This is a genomic window from Micromonospora sp. NPDC050795 (assembly GCF_044456785.1).
Lineage (GTDB): Bacteria > Actinomycetota > Actinomycetes > Mycobacteriales > Micromonosporaceae > Micromonospora.
In genome coordinates this window covers 78,957-97,956 of the sequence record NZ_JBITGE010000031.1, presented here as the reverse complement: position 1 = coordinate 97,956, position 19,000 = coordinate 78,957, and the positions used below count along the sequence as shown (strand labels likewise).

At 70.4% G+C, this 19,000-nt stretch carries 21 protein-coding genes; 15 read left to right on the top strand and 6 right to left on the bottom strand.

Features of this window, described 5'->3' with window-relative positions:
- Positions 1-135: 135 nt before the first annotated feature.
- Positions 136-1,308 (bottom strand): low temperature requirement protein A, encoded by a 1,173-nt coding sequence (locus ACIBEF_RS24885; protein WP_396795544.1) that lies wholly within the window; start codon positions 1,306-1,308, stop codon positions 136-138.
- A 26-nt stretch (positions 1,309-1,334) separates the two neighbouring features.
- A complete protein-coding gene (locus tag ACIBEF_RS24880; protein ID WP_396795543.1) occupies positions 1,335-1,754 on the bottom strand; it encodes a hypothetical protein in 420 nt (139 codons plus the stop codon).
- Between the two features lie 185 nt (positions 1,755-1,939).
- Here ACIBEF_RS24880 and ACIBEF_RS24875 point away from each other — a divergent pair, with 185 nt between their 5' ends.
- The 4 genes from ACIBEF_RS24875 to ACIBEF_RS24860 all read left to right on the top strand — a co-directional run bounded on the left by ACIBEF_RS24875 (position 1,940) and on the right by ACIBEF_RS24860 (position 5,509).
- Positions 1,940-3,028, top strand: a complete 1,089-nt coding sequence (locus tag ACIBEF_RS24875; protein ID WP_396795542.1) for an S-(hydroxymethyl)mycothiol dehydrogenase — start codon at positions 1,940-1,942, stop codon at positions 3,026-3,028.
- Entirely contained in the window at positions 3,025-3,654 is a 630-nt protein-coding gene (locus tag ACIBEF_RS24870; RefSeq protein ID WP_396795541.1) for an MBL fold metallo-hydrolase, read from the top strand. Before ACIBEF_RS24875 ends, ACIBEF_RS24870 begins: the two co-directional genes overlap by 4 nt.
- 101 nt (positions 3,655-3,755) lie before the next feature.
- Positions 3,756-4,226, top strand: coding sequence for a VOC family protein (locus ACIBEF_RS24865; RefSeq protein WP_396795540.1), 471 nt, complete (start codon positions 3,756-3,758; stop codon positions 4,224-4,226).
- Positions 4,227-4,795: 569 nt separating this feature from the next.
- The gene (locus tag ACIBEF_RS24860; RefSeq protein ID WP_396795539.1) at positions 4,796-5,509 is read left to right on the top strand and encodes a hypothetical protein; all 714 of its coding nucleotides are present in this window, start codon (positions 4,796-4,798) and stop codon (positions 5,507-5,509) included.
- A gap of 66 nt (positions 5,510-5,575) precedes the next feature.
- Here ACIBEF_RS24860 and ACIBEF_RS24855 read toward each other — a convergent pair whose 3' ends face one another.
- Positions 5,576-6,946 carry a hypothetical protein gene (locus ACIBEF_RS24855; RefSeq protein WP_396795538.1) on the bottom strand — a complete coding sequence of 457 codons (1,371 nt, stop codon included), beginning with the start codon at positions 6,944-6,946 and terminating at the stop codon, positions 5,576-5,578.
- Between the two features lie 189 nt (positions 6,947-7,135).
- Here ACIBEF_RS24855 and ACIBEF_RS24850 point away from each other — a divergent pair, with 189 nt between their 5' ends.
- The 3 genes from ACIBEF_RS24850 to ACIBEF_RS24840 all read left to right on the top strand — a co-directional run bounded on the left by ACIBEF_RS24850 (position 7,136) and on the right by ACIBEF_RS24840 (position 9,629).
- Positions 7,136-7,450 (top strand): MazG-like family protein, encoded by a 315-nt coding sequence (locus tag ACIBEF_RS24850; RefSeq protein WP_396795537.1) that lies wholly within the window; start codon positions 7,136-7,138, stop codon positions 7,448-7,450.
- A gap of 438 nt (positions 7,451-7,888) precedes the next feature.
- Positions 7,889-8,473, top strand: coding sequence for a hypothetical protein (locus tag ACIBEF_RS24845; protein WP_396795536.1), 585 nt, complete (start codon positions 7,889-7,891; stop codon positions 8,471-8,473).
- Between the two features lie 181 nt (positions 8,474-8,654).
- Positions 8,655-9,629 carry a pirin family protein gene (locus ACIBEF_RS24840; RefSeq protein ID WP_396795535.1) on the top strand — a complete coding sequence of 325 codons (975 nt, stop codon included), beginning with the start codon at positions 8,655-8,657 and terminating at the stop codon, positions 9,627-9,629.
- Between the two features lie 416 nt (positions 9,630-10,045).
- Here ACIBEF_RS24840 and ACIBEF_RS24835 read toward each other — a convergent pair whose 3' ends face one another.
- Positions 10,046-10,711 carry a DUF1345 domain-containing protein gene (locus ACIBEF_RS24835; protein WP_396795534.1) on the bottom strand — a complete coding sequence of 222 codons (666 nt, stop codon included), beginning with the start codon at positions 10,709-10,711 and terminating at the stop codon, positions 10,046-10,048.
- 42 nt (positions 10,712-10,753) lie between these two features.
- Entirely contained in the window at positions 10,754-11,026 is a 273-nt protein-coding gene (locus tag ACIBEF_RS24830; RefSeq protein ID WP_184186396.1) for a DUF2795 domain-containing protein, read from the bottom strand.
- Positions 11,027-11,180: 154 nt separating this feature from the next.
- On the opposite strand from ACIBEF_RS24830, the gene ACIBEF_RS24825 reads away from it, so the two are divergent.
- The 5 genes from ACIBEF_RS24825 (at position 11,181) to ACIBEF_RS24805 (ending at position 14,607) form a co-directional block, all read left to right on the top strand.
- Entirely contained in the window at positions 11,181-11,591 is a 411-nt protein-coding gene (locus tag ACIBEF_RS24825) for a DUF2267 domain-containing protein (protein ID WP_179778796.1), read from the top strand.
- A gap of 215 nt (positions 11,592-11,806) precedes the next feature.
- Positions 11,807-12,832 (top strand): TerC/Alx family metal homeostasis membrane protein, encoded by a 1,026-nt coding sequence (locus ACIBEF_RS24820; protein WP_396795533.1) that lies wholly within the window; start codon positions 11,807-11,809, stop codon positions 12,830-12,832.
- Positions 12,833-12,907: 75 nt separating this feature from the next.
- Positions 12,908-13,507 (top strand): sulfite oxidase-like oxidoreductase, encoded by a 600-nt coding sequence (locus ACIBEF_RS24815; protein ID WP_357206186.1) that lies wholly within the window; start codon positions 12,908-12,910, stop codon positions 13,505-13,507.
- Between the two features lie 7 nt (positions 13,508-13,514).
- Positions 13,515-14,279, top strand: a complete 765-nt coding sequence (locus ACIBEF_RS24810) for a ferredoxin reductase (RefSeq protein ID WP_366611314.1) — start codon at positions 13,515-13,517, stop codon at positions 14,277-14,279.
- A 34-nt stretch (positions 14,280-14,313) separates the two neighbouring features.
- On the top strand, positions 14,314-14,607 hold the full coding sequence (locus tag ACIBEF_RS24805) for a DUF6510 family protein (protein WP_396795532.1): 294 nt from the start codon (positions 14,314-14,316) through the stop codon (positions 14,605-14,607).
- Positions 14,608-14,849: 242 nt separating this feature from the next.
- Here the strand turns inward: ACIBEF_RS24805 and ACIBEF_RS24800 are convergent, their stop codons facing one another.
- Complete coding sequence (locus ACIBEF_RS24800) at positions 14,850-15,257, bottom strand: pyridoxamine 5'-phosphate oxidase family protein (RefSeq protein WP_396795531.1); 408 nt, start codon at positions 15,255-15,257, stop codon at positions 14,850-14,852.
- Between the two features lie 123 nt (positions 15,258-15,380).
- Here ACIBEF_RS24800 and ACIBEF_RS24795 point away from each other — a divergent pair, with 123 nt between their 5' ends.
- The 3 genes from ACIBEF_RS24795 (at position 15,381) to ACIBEF_RS24785 (ending at position 18,962) form a co-directional block, all read left to right on the top strand.
- Positions 15,381-16,115 carry a VOC family protein gene (locus tag ACIBEF_RS24795; protein WP_396795530.1) on the top strand — a complete coding sequence of 245 codons (735 nt, stop codon included), beginning with the start codon at positions 15,381-15,383 and terminating at the stop codon, positions 16,113-16,115.
- Positions 16,116-16,186: 71 nt separating this feature from the next.
- Positions 16,187-16,714: a GNAT family N-acetyltransferase gene (locus ACIBEF_RS24790; RefSeq protein ID WP_396795529.1), complete on the top strand. Its 528-nt coding sequence runs from the start codon at positions 16,187-16,189 to the stop codon at positions 16,712-16,714.
- Between the two features lie 94 nt (positions 16,715-16,808).
- Positions 16,809-18,962: a glycogen debranching N-terminal domain-containing protein gene (locus ACIBEF_RS24785; RefSeq protein ID WP_396795528.1), complete on the top strand. Its 2,154-nt coding sequence runs from the start codon at positions 16,809-16,811 to the stop codon at positions 18,960-18,962.
- Positions 18,963-19,000: the final 38 nt, after the last annotated feature.

The window sequence follows — 19,000 nt, the reverse complement described above, 5'->3', positions numbered from 1 at the left end:
GCCGCGATCTGGCACAACCGGACCACCGGCCAGCCCGTGACGAGATCCCTGATCGCCTACGACCACTGAACCAACTTCGGACTTACTCGTCTAGTGGTCTCGCGCTGACGTCCGGTGGGTGATCCATGAGCGACGTCAGGTAACCGGCGTGCTCGGCCCCAGGTCGCGGCGGCGCAACAGGATGGTCAACGCCACGAGGACGACCAGCAGGGCCGCCATCGCGTACACCGGGGCCGGACCGAGCGGTGCGAGCAGTGCCAGCAGCGCGACCACCGGAAAGGCGACGACCACCGTGCCGTGCTGCTGCCGACGTACGTGCAGCATCCAGACCGTGAGCAGGAAGACGGCGATCGGGACGGCCACCGCGTACCCGGCGACCCTTTCCGAGATGGGCGCGACGTGCCGCTCGTGGTCCACCGACACGCTCAGACCGGCGCCGACGGCGGCGACCGCCGAGAAGATCAGGTAGTGGCCGTAACCCCAGACCAGCGTGTACGGCATGCGGTCGGGCGCGTCGATGGGCCGGTCGAAGTAGAGCCACCACAGGGCGAACACGATCACGGCGGCCGCCGCCGCCAGCGACCAGAGGCGGCGGTCGCCGGCGTCCACTCCGGTCTGGATGGCCACCGACGTGGCCAGCACCACGTCACCGAGCACGATCAGGGTGAACAGCCCGTACCGCTCGGTGATGTGTCGCGGATGCCAGGGGGTCATGCCCGGGCGCTCGGCCACCGCCGGCACCAGCAGGTCGGCCACGACCAGCAGCAGCAACGCCGCGGTCCCCCAACCCTGCGGCAGGGCCAGCCGGAGCAGCCAGCCAAGTTGGACGACGGTGACGCCGATCGCGTACCGCCGGGCCGCCGGGCGGTGCGCCGGGTCACCGGCGGCGGCCCGGCACCACTGCACGACGAGCGCGATCCGCATCACCACGTAGCCGTACGTGATGACGCTGAAATCGCCGTCGTTGAACGCGCGAGGCACGCCGGCGGCGATGATCAACGCGCCGGCGATCTGCACCAGCGTCGCGATCCGGTAGAGGTCGTCGTCAGTGTCGTAGGCCGAGGCGAACCAGGTGAAGTTCATCCACGACCACCAGATCGCGAAGAAGACCAACAGGTATCTGGTCAGCGCGTGGCCGAGCTGATCCTCGGAGACGGCGTGGTGCAGGCTGGCGGCGGCCTGCGACACCGCCACCACGAAACACAGGTCGAAGAAGAGCTCCAGCGGGGTGGCCGCGCGGTGCGGCTCGTCGCGACGACGCGGCCGCATCGGCCGGTAGAACGGCCGCACCGACCGGGGCTGGGTCACCGAAACTCCTCAGACCACCCGTCGGGTCAGCCGCGCCGACGGCCGTGGGTCAGCCCCTCCAACACCAGGGTCAGCCCCGCGCCGACCAGCCAGACGTCCTTGGCCAACCCCGCGCCCTGCTGGGTCGGGCGGATACTGCCGGGTTCGCGCATCCCCGGCGTCTTCAGGTAGAGCTGCACCAGGCCCGCGCCGAACGCGGTCAGGCCGAGCCCGGCCAGGGGCGCCGGGACGAACGGCGCGATCAGCGCGGCCCCCAGGGCGATCTCCGAGTACGACAGCAGCTTGGCGAACCGCGCCGGCTCGAACTGGCCGAGCTGGGGCATGGCGGCGACCGCCATCCCGTGCAGGCCCTCCGCGGCGGTCCCCTCCAGAGTGCGCTTGCCCAGACCCGAGTTGAGGAAGTACGCGCCGATGCTGACCCGTAGCGGCAGGTGCGCGAATTTCATTGTCACTCCCGTTGGCCGTGGTCGAATGCGGGCCGCGTACCCCGCACCGCCCGCGATAACCCGCCGGGCCGGCTGGGCTGGCCGTGGTGGTCGCGGTAGGTTCGCCGGGGGCCCACCGCCGAGCCCGTGGCACACTCGCCCACCCCGGCGCGCGGCCCCGCCGCAGACCACCAGCAGGAGGCGAAGTGAGCCAGGAAGTCCGGGGAGTCATCTCCCGTAGCAAGGGCGCGCCGGTCGAGGTCGCCACCATCGTGGTGCCCGATCCCGGGCCCGGTGAGGCGATCGTCCGGATTCAGTCGTGCGGGGTCTGCCACACCGATCTGCACTACCGCGAGGGTGGCATCAACGACGACTACCCGTTCCTGCTCGGTCACGAGGCGGCGGGCATCGTGGAGCAGGTCGGCGAGGGCGTCACCGACGTCGCCCCGGGCGATTTCGTGGTGCTCAACTGGCGGGCGGTCTGCGGCGTGTGCCGCGCCTGCCGTCGCGGGCGGCCCTGGTACTGCTTCAACACCCACAACGCCACCCAGCGGATGACCCTCACCGACGGCACCGAACTCGCACCGGCGCTGGGCATCGGGGCATTCGCCGAGAAGACCCTGGTGCACGCCGGGCAGTGCACCAAGGTCGACCCCGCGGCCCGACCCGCCGCCGTGGGCCTGCTGGGTTGCGGGGTGATGGCCGGGCTGGGTGCGGCGATGAACACCGGAAACGTCACCAGGGGCGACTCGGTCGCGGTGATCGGCTGCGGCGGCGTCGGGGACGCGGCGGTCGCCGGTGCGGTCCTCGCCGGCGCCACCACGATCGTCGCTGTGGACACCGACAGCCGCAAGCTCGACTGGGCCCGCAAGTTCGGTGCCACGCACACAGTGAACGCGTCCGAGACCGACCCGGTCGAGGCGATCCGTGCCGCGACCGGTGGCTTCGGCGCCGACGTGGTGATCGACGCGGTGGGCCGACCGGAGACGTGGAAGCAGGCGTTCTACGCCCGCGACCTGGCCGGCACCGTGGTGCTGGTGGGCGTACCGACCCCGCAGATGCAGATCGAACTGCCGCTGCTGGACGTCTTCGGACGTGGCGGCGCGCTCAAGTCCAGTTGGTACGGCGACTGCCTGCCCAGCCGGGACTTCCCGATGCTCACCGAGCTGTACCTGCAGGGCCGGCTCGACCTGGACGCGTTCGTCACCGAGGAGATCTCGCTCGACCAGGTCGAGAACGCCTTCGACCGGATGCACCACGGCGACGTGCTCCGCTCGGTGGTGGTGTTCCCGTGACCGCCCGCGTCGACCACGCGGTCACCTCGGGCACGTTCTCCCTCGACGGGCAGACCTTCGACGTGGACAACAACGTCTGGGTGATCGGTGACGACCGCGAGTGCGTCGTCCTGGACGCGCCCCACGACGTGGCGGCGATCCTCGCCCTGGTGGGCGACCGGCAGGTCCGGGCGATCCTGGCCACCCACGCCCACGACGATCACGTACGGGTGGCGCCCGAGCTGGCCCAGGCCACGGGCGCGCCGGTACTGCTGCACGCCGCCGACCGGGTCCTCTGGGACATGGTCCACCCGCACCTGCCGCCCAACGGCGACGTGCACGACGGGCAGATCATTGAGGTGGGCGGCACCACGCTGCAGGTGCTGCACACTCCCGGGCACAGCCCCGGGGCGTGCAGCTTCCACGCGCCGGAGTTGGGCGCGGTGTTCACCGGCGACACGCTCTTCGCCGGTGGGCCCGGCGCGACGGGCCGCTCGTACAGCGACTTCGACACCATCGTCCGGTCGATCCGCACCCGTCTGCTGACACTTCCCGCGGAGACGGTCGTGCACACCGGCCACGGCGACGACACGACGATCGGCGCGGAGGCACCGCACCTGCGGGCGTGGCTGGACCGCGGCCACTGAGCCCAGCACCGGTTTGACGTCCAGGATCGGGGTGCCCTGGACCATCGACGCCCCCTCCTGGACGTTCCAACCTAACCCGTCCGCGACGCTAGGATCCGGCCATGGCAGCCGACTCGCCCGTCCCCGCCGTCCGTCAGTTGCGCCTCGTGGTGGAGGCCACCGACCACGAGGCCGCCGTCGCGTTCTTCCGCGACGCGCTGGGCCTGCCGGAGGAGGCGGCGTTCAGCGGCGAGGGGGATGCGCGGGTGGTGATCCTGGACGCCGGCCGCGCCACGCTGGAGATCGCCAACCCCGCGCAGAAACGCCTGATCGACGAGGTCGAGGTGGGCCGGCAGGTCGCGCCGCGCATCCGGGTGGCCTTCGAGGTGGACGACACGGAGGCGACGACCGCCCGGCTGGTGGCCGCCGGGGCCAGCGAGGTCGCTCCGCCCACCCGCACGCCGTGGCAGTCGCTGAACTCCCGCCTCGACGCGCCCGCCGGGCTTCAGATCACCATCTTCCAGGAACTCCTCGGGCCGAACGAGGGCGTCGGGACGCGCGATGCGGGGCCCGCAGGTGACGGCGACGACTGACTCCGGCGGCGGGCGGACCGGGGTCCTGAACCGATCGGGACCCTCCAGCGCCCCACCACCACGGCGCCTTCTCGTCCGCTGGGGCGAGCCGCACGGCCACCCGACCTACTGCGCTGGCCTGGGCACTCACTCACGGTAGCGAAAACACCGCCAGCTGCCTGCCTCCACAACACCCCGCACGAACCTTTGCTCTGCTTACCTATCTGCACCACGTCCCGTCAGGTGCGCATACGCCCTTTCCGCCAGCTATCACGGTCCGTCCCCCGTGGTCACGAAACGTAACCGGTGCGTATAGGTAAGCAGAGCAAAGGCTGACGTTCGCAGATCGCCCTCGCGCTCCGAGAACACCCTGTGTGACGCCCGTCCGGCAGTGGCGTCGGCAGGGCCCCGGTGTCCGACTCTGCGTGTGACCAGGGCCGCAGCCCGGCGAGGTTCGGGCAATTCCGGAATGCCCGACACGTGAACCCGGTTGTGTCCCCCGTACCGCCGGAGCCCAAACCCTTTTCCGCGGTCATCTCCCGAGGAGTGTTCACCCCGGAGCGCTCCGCACGATCGAAAGGGCAACCATCGTGAAGGTCGACTTCACTCGATGGCTCCCCGCCATCGCTAAGGATTCGTACCGCAAGACCGCGCTGAGCGTGGCGGGTGTGGCTGCTCTCGGTGGTCTGGCCCTCGCCCCGACCGCGGTCGCCGCACCGGTCACCTCCGGACCGCACCAGGGCGCCGTCGCCGCCATCGACCGCGCCACCGGAAAGGCCGCCACCACGGCCAACCAGGACGACCAGCCCGTCGAGTCGGGCCTGACCACCGGCTCCGCCACCGGCAAGCCGCCAGCCGGCAAGCCGAGCCGTGCCCAGCTGATCCCGCACGGCATCGAGGGCGCACAGTCGCGCGTACCGCTCGACGACGCGCAGTTGGCCAACGCCCGGGCCATCGTCGACGCCGCCAAGAAGACCGGCGTCGGTGACCGGGGCGCGGTGATCGGCGTCGCCACCTCGTTGCAGGAGTCGAAGCTTTACAACCTCGGCCACCTCGGCGCGTACAACGACCACGATTCGCAGGGCCTGTTCCAGCAGCGTCCGTCGTCCGGTTGGGGCACGCCCGACCAGATCACCGACCCGGAGTACGCCGCCACGGCGTTCTTCACCGCACTCAAGAACGTCGGCGGCTGGCAGGACCTGCCGCTGACCGCCGCCGCGCAGACCGTGCAGGTCTCCGCCTTCCCCTACGCGTACGCGCAGTGGGAGGAGCAGGCGGCGGACATCGTCCAGCAGATGTGGTGACACCCGCACACGAGGCCGGCCGGCTCCCTTCGACGGGAGCCGGCCGGTTCTCTGTGTCCGGGTACCTCAGCAGGCCGGGTAGAGGCGGCGCGTGCCGACCCCGGCCGCGTACGCGTCCCGGTCGCTGAACCGGCAGCCGTAGTCGGGTCGGGCCACCACCGCCGGGTCGGTCACGGTGTCGCCGGCCGGGCGCTTGCCGGTGCGTACCCAGGACACCAGGTCGTCCCAGGCGGCGCCGGCCTCCGCCGGGGAGAACTCGCAGTGCTGCGTCGCCCGGATAGCCCGCTGAACCACCAGCCTGCTGCGCCCGTTGCGCGCCACGTCGGTGGCGTACGCCTGCTCCATGCTGAACGGTACGAACAGGTCACCGAGGCCGTGCAGGCTGAGTACCGGCGCGGTCGGGCGGCCGGCGATGCGCGGCACCTCGGTCAGCGTCGGCAGCAGCCGCTGCCGCAGGTTCTCCGGGGCGACCCGCTGCACCGTCGCGTTGATGTTCACCGGGCTGTTCGGGGTGTAGCGGGTCAGCAGGTTGGTGGACAGCTGGCCGGGCCGCTGGGCGGGGGAGTTGCCGCTCCCGGTGGGCACGCTGATCGAGAAGAGGAAGTCCTTCCAGACCGCGAATGCCGCGTCTGCGCCGGGACGCGGCCCGCCGGAACGGTTCACCGTGACCGCCCGCAGCTGCTTGCCCCGGTCCGTTGTGGTGTCCGGCCCGGTGGGGGTCAGCCCGGCCAGGCCGAGCGCCACCTGGATGCGGGGTACCGCGTTGGTCAGATAGTCGGCCGGCGTGGGATGCGCGGGCACCCCGGAAAGTGCCTGCGCGACCAGGTTGTAGTCCAGGTAGAAGTCGAGCAGCGTCTGATCACCGAGCACACCGCACATCGGCAACGCGCCGTCGTAGAAGCCGGGGTACTGCTCCAGTGAACGACCGATGACGCACCCGCCCATCGACACACCGGCGACGTAGGTGTGCTGCGGTCGGCGGACCGTCCGCCCGAAGTGGTCGGCGAGATCCTTCGTCCCCAGCACCCCGGAGCGGATGTCGAAGCCGTTCCGGTCGTACGAGGACGACGCCCACGCGTACCCCTGCTCCAGCAGGCGCTGGCGCAGCCCGAAGGCCGGCGGTTCCGGCGAGAGCACGGTGCCCTGGCCGCGGTAGCCGTGCGCCCACAACACCAGGTCGCCGTTCCACCGGGCGGGGACCTCGATGATGTACCCGGCGTGGCGGTGCACGCCCTGGCGTACGGTCGTCGGCCGGCCGCCCACCACCAGCGGCGCCAACGGCGGATTCTCGATGGTGTAGCCGGGCAGTGGCTCGCCGCCCCTCTCGTCGCGACCAGTGGCGTTGGCCGGCGCCGTACCGGCCAACCCGACCGCGAGGGTGAGCGTCGCGGCGGCGGCGAGCAGACGGCGGAGGTGACGAACGGGTGTGGACAGCATCGATGCTCCCCATCGGGCGGTTGTCGCCCGGGGGCGACCAGCGGGACGGTTGCCTACCGGTCGGTAGCGTCCTGAACCTAGAACCGCCGTCGACCAGTGTCAATGGGTTCGCTGATCCGCCGGTCAACACGACGATCCAGCCCTACCCGGTCGTTCGGGCCGGTGGGCCGATCGGGTTGACTGGTCGCCGTGGACGAGTCGATCTGGGAGGCGGCCAGAGCCTCACGCGGCTGGCTGGACGCGGCGAACGGCACTGGGCAGACCGAACTGACCTGCCGCATCCTCAAGCTCACCGAGGAAGCGGGGGAGGCTTCGGCTGCCTGGATCGGGTTGCTCGGGCAGAATCCGCGCAAGGGTGTGACCCACACCCGCGAGGACGTCGCGGCGGAGTTGGCCGACGTCGCCTTCACCGCGCTGGTGGCCATCGAAAGCCTCGGACTGGACGCGCAGACGGCGCTGGACGTCTGCGCGGCAAAGGTGCGCTCCCGCCTGAGCGGCCAGTAACCGCCCTGACGTCCGGAATGCTCCGACGTCCGCGAGCCTGAGTGGATCACGTGGGTGACCGGTGCTCCGACGCCGCAGGCCCGGTGCCGTGTGGGCGTTGTGTCCGTTTCTGGGGTGTGGGCGGGTGCACTCCCGGGCCGGAATCATGGCCGGGCCGGGGTCGTTACACACTCTGACGATCGCAGCACCACCGACCCGCCGCCCGATCTATGAGGGCTGGTCACGCAGGGCGGAATGACCCCGGCCCCCCGGTCGTTACACAGGGACCCGGCGCCACGAGCCCCCCCGTTCGCCAGGTCGCCGACCCCGACGCCCGACCAGGCGTCACCCCCCAAGACTTTCCCCCTTGTTTGTGCAGCGCCGGACGAGGTGCTCACACCCGCAACCGCCGTTCCCCTTTGGCGGTGCGGGTGTCCTACCCCCGAAGGAGCTACCCCCATGAACACGATCATGCGTAAGAGCGTCCTGTCTGTTGCTGGTCTCGCGTTCGCCGGCGGTATCTTTGCCGGCCCCATCGCGCACGTGGCCAACCCCGTCGACGCCAAGCCCGTCGCGGTTGCGGTGCAGGCCGACAAGCCCGACACCAGCAAGCTGATCCCGCACGGCACCCAGGGCGACCAGTCCCGGATCACCCTCAACGATGAGCAGACCGCCAACGTCAAGGCGATCATCGCCGCCACGAAGAAGGCCGGTCTGCCGGAGCGGGCCGCGGTGATCTCGATCGCGACGAGCCTGCAGGAGTCCAAGCTGGAGAACCTGGGCCACCTGGGCGACATGAACGACCATGACTCGTTGGGCCTGTTCCAGCAGCGTCCGAGCTCGGGTTGGGGTACGCCGGAGCAGATCACTGACCCCGAGTACTCCACGACGGCGTTCCTGAAGGGTCTGAAGCAGGTTGACGGGTGGCAGGACATGCCGCTGACCGACGCCGCGCAGACGGTGCAGGTGTCGGCCTACCCGGACGCCTACGCCCAGTGGGAGCAGCAGGCCGCCGACCTGGTGGGCCAGTACTGGAACAGCTGACCCGCGTCACGGCACACAGCACGACGGCATCGGCCGCTGGCCGGCACCCGCAACCCGGGTGTCGGCCAGCGGCCTTTTCTGCTGCCGCCGGGCGGACGACGTCGACCACGGGCTGGTGAACCCCGCCCGCCCTGGCTGGAAGCGCCGCGGTCGCGAACAGGCGCGCGCGTACAGTCGGGCGGTGGAGCGTACTGAATCGATGCTGGCGCAGACCCGACCGCCTGGCGTGGCCGACGTCGATCCCGGCAGTGTGTTGTTGCCCGGCCACGACGTGCCGTTGGGCCGGTACACCACGGTGCGGCGGCTGCTTCCGCAGCGCGCGCGCCGGATGGTCGGCGCGTGGTGTTTCGTGGATCATTTCGGCCCGGATGATGTGGCGCAGCGGCCCGGTATGGAGGTGCCGCCGCACCCGCACACCGGGCTGCAGACGGTTACCTGGCTGCTCGACGGCGAGATTCTGCACAGGGACAGCCTCGGCAACGTGCAGCCGATCGTGCCCGGCCAACTGAATGTGATGACCTCCGGGAACGGTATCGCCCACTCGGAGCGCTCGCCGGCCACCCATCCGCCGGTGATGCACGGTGTGCAGCTCTGGGTGGCCCTGCCGGACCCGGCGCGGGCCGGAGCGGCCGACTTCGCGCACCACGCCGACCTGCCGCGCTGGCGGGACGGCGATCTGGACGGCACAGTGCTGGTCGGCGAGTTCGCCGGGGAGCGGTCACCGGCGGTGGTACACACCCCGTTGGTGGGGGTGCAGCTGGAGTTGAGCGGTGAGGCGCCGGCGACGATGGCGTTGCGGCCCGATTTTGAGTACGCCGTACTGGCGATGTCCGGCTCCGCGGGGGCGGCCGGGATCGGTTTCGAGCCGGGGGCGCTGCTGTATCTGGGCTCGGGCCGCCGGGAGCTGACAGTGCGGGGCGGGGCCGGGGCCCGGTTGCTGCTGCTGGGCGGTACGCCGTTCGAGGAGCCGTTGGTCATGTGGTGGAACTTCGTGGGTCGGTCCCACGAGGAGATCGCCGCCGCCCGGGAGGACTGGATGGCCGGTGACGGGCGCTTCGGTGTGGTCGCCGACGACTCGGCGCCGCCGCTGCCGGCGCCCGCCCTGCCCACGACCCGCCTGAAGGCCCGCGACCGCACGGGTGGCCTGCACGGCTGACGCCCCCGCATCTCGTCGATCTTGCAGATTCGGTCCCCGGAATGTGAACTCTGCGGGTTTTTGTCGCGACAGAAACTGCAAGATCGCCGGGCCGGGCCCCGGTCGCTGGAGCATCGGTACGCGGCGGTGACCGGTCGGCTGTGACGTGCCCTGGCCCACACTTCCTCAAATTCTGACCAAACGGAGGATGGTCTGCCGTATGGTTGGACCCGGCAGTGCTGGCCGCTCGGTTCGAGCGAGCCTCCACCGCTTGGTGACCGCGACCGGTTCGGATGCGGTTCACCGCCTGGGCAGGCTTGCGTGGCGCCCTGGGTCGCGGTTCGTGACCAGGGGCGCCCGCCTGTCCCGGCCCTTTCGATTGGCCCCGCCCCGTGTCGCGCTCCCGGGGACTGCGCGGCCCGGAGCGTCACCAGCCGTCAGCCCGCCAGACCCGCCAGCAGGTTCACCGTCACGGCGATGATGAACGCGCCGAACAGGTACGACACCATCGAGTGGCGCAGTACCGTACGACGCATCTCGTTGCTGGTCAGGTTGGTGTCGGAGATCTGGAACGTCGTCCCGATGGTGAACGCGACGTACGCGAAGTCGGAGTAGCACGGCGGCTCGGGCTGGTTGAAGTTCACCCCGCCGTCCGGGCCGGTGTAGTAGATCCGGGCGTACCGGGCGGCGAACACGGTGTGGACCACGAACCAGGAGAGCACCACGCTGAGGACGCCCAGGCCGCTGTGCAGCTCCCGGACCGTCCCGGGTGGCGCGCTCTGCGCGCTGGCCACGACCAACCCGACGGCCAGCAGGCTGGCCAGGCAGGCGACGAGCAATAGGGCGTCCCGGATCGCCCGGTTCGGGTCCTCGTGGACGGCCAGTTGGGCGGTCCGCAGGGCGTCCATCGGCCAGATTTTGTGCCAGACCAGCACGAGCCAGCTCAGCGCGCCCACGTCCCAGCCGACCAGCGCGGCGAGCGGCAGGGGGAGCAGCAGCGCGAAGACGCAGCCTGCGACGACGCCGACCACCGCCACGACGGCGAGCTGCTTCGCAGCCGGGAAACGCACGTCCTCTGGCCGGTCGGGGCCGGTCTGGGTCATTCGGGACGCTCCCGGGTCGGGGTGGTGGGCGTCACCGCCGCGTCAGATGCCGCGCAGGTGCTGCGAGACCCGGTTGTGCTTCTTGTCCCGGGCCTGCTCGGCCCGCTGGGCGGGGCCGACCTCGGGCGCAGCCTCGATCCCGGCCGACCGGGCCACCTCGGTCCCGTTGGCGTAGTCGACCGGCGGCAGGGCGCGCAGCGCCTTCAGCACGTCCGGCGGGGCACCCTCCCGCTCGGCCTCGCGGACCACGTCGTTCTTCTCGGCCGGGTAGTCCAGGCTCGACAGGTACTGCAGGACGTCGGCGTAGCTCGCCATGGCGTGGGCTCCCTCGGGCATCGATGTGGTGACGACCGGCGGCGGTTACCCGCCCGCCGGCCGGTCACGCACGCCCGGCGCAGGAAACCGGTGCCGTTTCTCCTCGGCCGCCGCGGGTACCCGCAGGCGCCGACGCGAGCCAAGGGAGTACGCGATGAACTACGACACCTTCATCGACCAGGTTTCCCAGCGCACCGCGACGTCGTCCGAGCGGGCGGTCGAGCTGACCCGGGCGGTGTTGGAGACGTTCGCTGAGCGGTTGACCGGCGGTGAGAATCTGGACCTGGCCGCCCAGCTGCCGCAGCCGTTGCAACTGGTGCTCAAGCCGAGCCCGAGCACCGAGCAGGCGGACCGGTTCGGTGCGGCCGAGTTCGTCGCCCGGGTCGCTCTGCGCGCCGGGGTGGACGAGCCGGCCGCACGGGACGCCAGTCGGGCGGTCTTCACCACCCTGCGGGAGGCGATCACCGGCGGTGAGTTCGACGACGTGGCGACGCAACTCCCGCGTGACTATCGGGGCCTGGTCGAGCAGGCGATGGCCCCGGGGGCGACGCTTCGCCGCGGTTGACAAGTGCTCGTACCGGGCACACACAGCGGTTTACCAGGGCAACCATCGATGTCCCGCTTGGCGCGGCGATTCCGCCTGGCCTAACCTTGTCGTGCGAGGGGAGTACTTCCCACGAACCATTCCGGTCAGTACGGCGCGCCCGGCGCGCCTCGGGTGGTTGCCCACCAGGTGGTGGGTGAAGGAGACCTCGAACATGACGGTGTTCGAGGAGAGCCATGACCGAAGTGTCTTATTTGTCCGCCGCCAGTGACCTGTCGTCGGTGGGCACGCCCACGCTGTGGGCGGTCACCATCGTCGGTGTCCTCCTGCTGTTGGTGCTGGACTTCCTGGTCACCCGTCGCCCGCACGAGGTGTCCATGCGGGAGGCCATCGGCTGGTCGGCCTTCTACATAGCGCTGCCGCTGGCGTTCGGCGCCTGGATCTGGTCCCGCTTCGGCTCCCAGCAGGGCGTCGAATACCTGACCGGTTACCTGGTGGAGAAGTCGCTCTCGGTCGACAACCTCTTCGTCTTCATGTTGCTGTTGGCGGCGTTCGCGGTGCCGGCGGTGCTCGCCCAGCGGGTGCTGCTCTACGGCATCGCCGGTGCGCTGGTCCTGCGGGCCGTCTTCATCGCCCTCGGGGCGGCGGCGTTGCAGACCCTCGACTTCGCCTTCCTGCTCTTCGCGATCATCCTGATCGCCACCGCGGTGAAGCTGCTGCGCGATGCCATGTCCGGGCATCAGCAGGAGGTCGACATCAACAAGATGCGGTCGGTGAAGCTGCTGCGCAAGGTCATGCCGGTGGTCGACGACTACCACGGCACCAAGATGACCGTCCGGCAGGGCGCGAAGCGCGCACTCACGCCGTTCGCCCTTGTGGTGGTGGCGGTCCTGGCCACCGACATCGTCTTCGCTGTCGACTCGGTGCCGGCCGTCTACGGCATCACCGAGGACCCGTACCTGGTGTTCGCCACCAACGCGTTCGCCCTGCTAGGCCTGCGGGCCCTCTACTTCGTCCTGCACGCGGCGCTGAGCCGGCTGGTGCACCTCAGCTACGGCCTGGCCATCATCCTGGCGTTCATCGGCCTCAAGCTGGGTCTGCACTGGGCGCACGGCATCTGGGACAGCGTGCCGCAGATCCCCACCCTGGCCTCGCTCGGCGTGATCATCGGTGTGCTGGTGGTGGTCACGATGACCAGCCTGCGCGCCACCCGGGGTGGCGACCTGCCCGAGGACCGCGAGGTCGTCGCGGAACGGCACTGACCGCGCCGCGCCGGCTGACGACGGGGTACGCGGGAAAGCTCCCGCCCCCACCGGCGCGGGTGGTACGACTGTGCAATGGGAATCGTGTCACCGGGCTTTCAGGGTCGGCCCCGAACGCAGGAGCCGGCCCTGCCACCCGGTCAGTATCTGACCGAGGACTTTCCGGTGCTCTCGGCCGGTCCGACGCCCCGGGTGTCACTGGACACCTGGGAGTTCGTCATCTCCGCCGAGAACGGCAGCGACCACCGGTGGTCGTGGCAGGAGTTGATGGCCCTGCCGCAGGAGACACCGACTGTCGACATCCACTGCGTCACCCGCTGGTCCAAGCTCGGCACCAACTGGAAGGGCGTCTCACTGGACACGCTGCTCGCCGACGTGGACACGGGAGCGCACTTCGCGCTGGCGCACTCCTACGGCGGGTACACCACCAACCTGCCGCTCGACGACCTGCGCGGCGGTCAGGCCTGGGTGGTGCACACCTTCGACGGCGCCCCGCTGCCCGCTGAGCACGGGGGGCCGGCGCGACTGCTGGTGCCGCACCTGTACTTCTGGAAGTCCGCCAAGTGGGTGCGCGGCCTCCGACTCAAGACGATGGACGAGCCAGGGTTCTGGGAGACCGCCGGGTACCACGACTACGGCGACCCGTGGCGCGAACAGCGGTACCAGGGTGACTGAGCGCGCGGTGGCGACGAGCACGCAGCGCCGGACCCCCAACCGTTGGCAGGTTGGCCGGCTGGTGGAGCGCCGGGTGGAGACACCGTCCGCGCAGACCCTGGTGCTGGAGGTGCCGGACTGGCCGGGGCACCTGCCGGGGCAGCACGTCGACCTGCGGCTCACCGCTCCGGACGGTTACCAGGCGGCACGGTCGTACTCGATCGCCGGGCCGGCCGTGGACGGGCCGGGAGGACCGCGCATCGAGGTGACAGTGCAGCGGGTGCACGACGGCGAGGTGTCGCCGTACCTCATTGATGTCTTTGGAGACGGCGACCCGATCGAGGTCCGCGGACCGCTCGGCGGCTGGTTCATCTGGCGACCCGAGGAGACCGCGCCGGTGCAACTGGTCGCCGGCGGCTCCGGCGTCGTGCCGCTGATGGCGATGATCCGGGCACGGCGGGCGGTGGGCAGCAAGGCGCCGTTCCGGCTGATCTACTCGGTGCGCACCCCCGGTGACGTGATCTACGCCGACGAGCTGCGCCGCCGGGTCCGCGACGACTTCGGCCTCGACGTCGCGTACGTCTACACCCGGGAGGCGCCGGAGGGCTGGCGCGGCGAGCCGCACCGGATCGGGCTGGCGGACGTCAACACGCACGGGTGGCCACCGGACCTGGAACCACTCACCTACGTCTGTGGCCCGACCGCGTTCGTGGAGACCGTGGCCGACCTGCTGGTGGGGCTGGGTCACCCATCGCGTCGGGTCAAGACCGAACGGTTCGGCCCCACCGGCTGACCACCGCTCACTCACGCAGTGTCGAGGAGATTCGATGACCGAGATGTCGTACCTGGACGGCAACATGCTCGACGGCCCGATGCGTGAGCTGTTCACCGTCGACCTGAGCAGCGCGATGGGCCGCTGTGCGAACTGCGGGATGACCGGTTCGATGGCCAGCCTGCACGTCTACTCGAACGCCCCGGGCCTCGTCGCCCGCTGCCCGTCCTGCGAGGAGGTGATGGTGCGCCTGGTACGCGGGCCGGACCGGGCCTGGCTGGACATGCGCGGCACCACCTTCCTCCAGGTGCCGATGCCGATGGAGCAGACGTTCCCCGGCCCGCTCTGACGGAACGCTCGCCCGGCAACAGTCGGCCGGACTCCCGGGTCAGCCGGCCACGGTCGACACCAGCGGACACCAGGCTGGACAGCGCGACGACGGGGTCCTGCGACCCGGTATCCATTCGGCCTCCTCGGCACGACGCTGATGATCGACGGTAGATCGGTCAGGTGCACGTGGCCCGGTCACCGGCGGAGGGTCGTAAGCCGTCGTCGGCTCGTTCTCCACCGGCCGATTCTCTCATCGACGACTCACTGGGCGGTGCCCGCGAGCAGCCACCGCCGGACGGGGATCTCCAGCAGCACCCGCTCGCCGTCCGGGCCGACCTGCCGGCCGACGGCCCAGCCGTCGTACTTGCCAGCGAACGCCTCGACGACCGTGCCCGGGAATCCACTTCGGTGCAGGTGCGCGGCGCCCTCCGCCACCACTGGAGCGGTGCCGCTCTCCAGGGCCAGGGACACCCGTGGGTCGGCCAGGACATTGCGGGCCTTGACGCTGCGGCTCCCGCAACCGAGCCAGAACGTCGCGGAGAGGTAGACGAACCAGACCGGCGTGAGGTGCGGGGACCCGTCGCGTCGCACCGTGCACAGCCAGATGTTCAGCTCCCGTGACAGTCGCTCCTCGACGTCGGCTGAAGGGGGCGAGGGGGTTCGATTCATCAGGCAAGTGGATCACAAGCCTGCCCGTGCCGGCGGTGGCCGTCGAATACTCGGGTGCGGCAGGCCCGGCTCGTCCCTAGGCTTTGCGCCCCAAGGACCGTACGGCATCCGGTCGGATCGGAGATGACCAGCGCGATGACGGCTCACCTGTTCGCGATCACGTGTGACGCAGCCCAGCCCGTACGCCTCGGTCGGTTCTGGTCCGGGCTTCTCGGTCGGGACATGGTGGAGGATCCTCGCGACGGCGTCCTGGTCCTGCCGGGGGCCGACCCCGAAATCCGGCTGCGCTTCGTGCCGTCTGACCAGCCGAAGATCGTCCAGAACCGGATGCACGTCGATCTGACCAGCAGTTCGCTGGAGGACCAGCGGCAGACGGTGGCCCGTGCGTTGGAGCTGGGCGCGCGGCACGCCGACATCGGGCAGGGCCCGGAGATCGATCATGTGGTGCTCGCCGATCCCGAGGGCAACGAGTTCGACGTCATCGGGCCGGGCAACAACTTCCTCGACGGCTGCGGCTTCGTCGGTGCGCTGGCCTGCGACGGGTCGCCGGCGGTCGGCTACTTCTGGAGTGCCGCTCTGGGCTGGTCGCTCGTCTGGGACCAGGACGAGGAGACCGCGATCCAGTCGCCGCTGGGCGGCACGAAGATCTCCTGGGGTGGTCCGCCGTACATGCCGAACGGCGGCAGGGATCGGGTGCGGTTCGACCTCGCGCCGGGTGTTGGCGTCGACTGGCAGGTCGAGGTCGACCGTCTGCTGTCGCTCGGGGCCACCCGGGTCGACGCCGACCAGGATGGGACAGGCCGGCTGGTGCTGGCTGACCCCGATGGTCAGGAGTTCAGCCTGCGGACAATCCGCTAGCTCGGTAGACGCCCCGGTCACGCGGCAGCCGGTTGGACAACAGCGGCGCCGGTCGGTCAGAGTGGTCCGCCGTGAGATACCTGCGTACCGGTGGTCCCGCCGCGATCCGGCGACCCCGGCCCACCGACTCGGACGAGTTCGTCGCCGCCGTGCTGCGCAGTCGGGACCTGCACCATCCCTGGTTGGCCGCGCCGGCCAGCCCGCAGGAGTACGAGCTCTATCTGCGCCGGATCCGTCGCCGCGACAGCGCCGGCTACCTGATCTGCGACCGGGCCAGCGGCGAGATCGCCGGCTACGTGAACATCAGCGGGATCGTGCTCGGCGCGCTGCGCGGTGGCTACCTGGGGTACGCGGCGTTCCTGCCGTACAGCGGGACCGGTCACGCCTCGGCGGGCGTCGCCCTGGTGATCGACCACGCGTTCACCTCGGCCGGGTTGCACCGGCTGGAGGCGAACATCCAACCGGGCAACGAACCGTCGCGGCGGGTGGCCCGCAAGCTGGGGTTCCGGTTGGAGGGTTTCTCCCCGGACTACCTGTTCATCGACGGCGCCTGGCGCGACCACGAGCGCTGGGCGATCACGGCACAAACGCCCGCCTGACCGTCGACCGAACCGCGACGGGCCGAAGGAGTAGCGGGCCTTTCACCCGGACCGGGTGATGACGCTCCGTGCCCTGTTTCCTACTGTGGGTGTCATGGCTGCCGTTCGCGCGACTCCTGCCAATCCTATGCCCGGTCTGTCCGTCGGGGAGGCGGACAGCGCCGACCAGCGCGCCATCCCGCCCGAGTTGGGCCCCGACTCGCTCGCGGTGCTCAGCGGCCCCACGTTCCTGTACTCGAACGCGTGCGGTGATGTGCCGACGGGGAGCATCGGCGGCCTCGTCCACCTGGACACCCGCCTGATCAGTGGCTGGAACCTGACCGTCAACGGCGGTGCGCTGTTGTTGTTGCGCGCCGAAACCATCGACCACTATTCCGCGCAGTACGTGCTCACCAACCCGGACTTGCCCGGTCTGCCACCGAACTCGCTGGGCCTGCGGCGGTTGCGCTACGTCGGCGACGGCTTTCACGAGCGCGTGGAACTCGTCTCCTTCCGGCTGGAGCCGGTCCGGGTGGAGCTGCGCCTGGCCGTCGCCGCCGACTTCGCCGACCTGTTCGAGGTCAAGTCGAGGGTCCGGGACCGCTCCGCCGAGATCAGCCGGGACCACGCCGCTGACGCGTCCGAGCTGTGCTTTTCCTACCAGCGCGGTGACTTCTCCGCGCAGACCCGGGTGTGCTGCTCGAAGCCGGCCGACCGCGTCGAGCGCGACGAACTGGTCTGGGAACTGGAGCTGAACCCCCGCGAGGAGTGGCAGGTCGACCTGCACGTGCCCCTGCCGTCCGGGATGGGGGTGGTGGAGCCGGTCCGAGGTGACATCGCCGATGTCTTCCACGGCCGCGCCGACGACCCGCTGGGCCGGTGGTTGGCGGACCGCGCGGTGCTGCGCAGCGACCACGTGCCGCTGGAGCGCACCGTGAACCAGTCCCGTAGGGACCTGTCGGCGCTGCGGCTCGACCTGGAGGTGAAGGGTCAGCGGATTTTGCTACCCGGTGCGGGGCTGCCCTGGTTCCTCACCGTCTTCGGACGGGACACGCTCATCACCGCTTACCAGACGCTGGTCGCCGGACCCACTCTGGCGAAGGGTGCGCTGCTCGCCCTGGCCCGGCTTCAGGGTGAGACGTGCGACGACTTCACCGACGAGGAGCCCGGCAAGATCCTGCACGAGGTGCGCAGCGGCGAGTTGACCCGCAGCGGTGAGAAACCGTTCGGCCCGAACTACGGCAGCGCCGACGCCACCCAACTCTGGCTGATCCTGCTCTCCGAGTACTGGCGGTGGACCGGAGACGACGAGACCGTCCGGCACCTGCGGGACAATGCGGTGGCCGCGCTGCGCTGGATCGACGAGTACGGCGACCGGGACGGCGACGGCTACGTCGAGTACGGCACCCGCTCGCCCGAGGGGCTGGGTAACCAGTGCTGGCGGGACTCCCCGGACGGCGTCTGCTTCGCCGACGGCCGAATCCCCGTGCTCCCGCTGGCCACCAGCGACCTCCAGGGCTACACCTACGACGCCAAGATGCGGCTGGCCGAGTTGTTCGACGGGCCGTTGGGCAACGCCGTGTTGGCTCGTCGCCTACGCGACGAGGCCAACACCCTGCGCGAGCGGTTCAACCAGGACTTCTGGATCGAGGAACGGGGCGGCTTCTACGCGGTCGCCCTGGACGGCGACAAGAACCGCGTCGACTCCAAGACCTCGAACATGGGTCACCTGCTGTGGAGCGGAATCGTGCCACCGGAGCGGGCCGACGCGGTGGTGCGACAACTCATGTCCCCGGACATGTTCTCCGGTTGGGGCATCCGCACCCTGTCCCGGGAGGAACGGCCCTACAACGCCCTCGGCTACCACCTCGGCACGGTCTGGCCGCACGACAACTCGATCGCCGCGCTCGGCCTGGCCCGGTACGGCTACCGGGCCGAGTCGAACCGCATCAGTCTCGCGATGATCGAGGCGGCCGACCAGTTCGGTTACCGGTTGCCGGAGGCGCTCAGCGGGTTCGATCGGGAGCGGCTGCTGTTCGCCGTGCCGTACCCGACCGCGTGCAGCCCGCAGGCGTGGGCGGCCGGCACGCCGCTGGCCCTGATCCGCGCCATGCTCGGCATCAACCCGGTCGGCGGCCGGCTGGTCCTCGATCCGGTCGTCCCGGAGGAAGTGGGCCGGATCGTCGCCGAGCGGGTCCGGGCGTTCGGCCAACTGTGGGAGGTCGAGGCGATCGGTCGCAGCGGCCACGTCCGGCTCCAGCCGAGCTGAGCGCGGCTGGCGCGCCGGACGTTTGTCGCGGGCTTCGA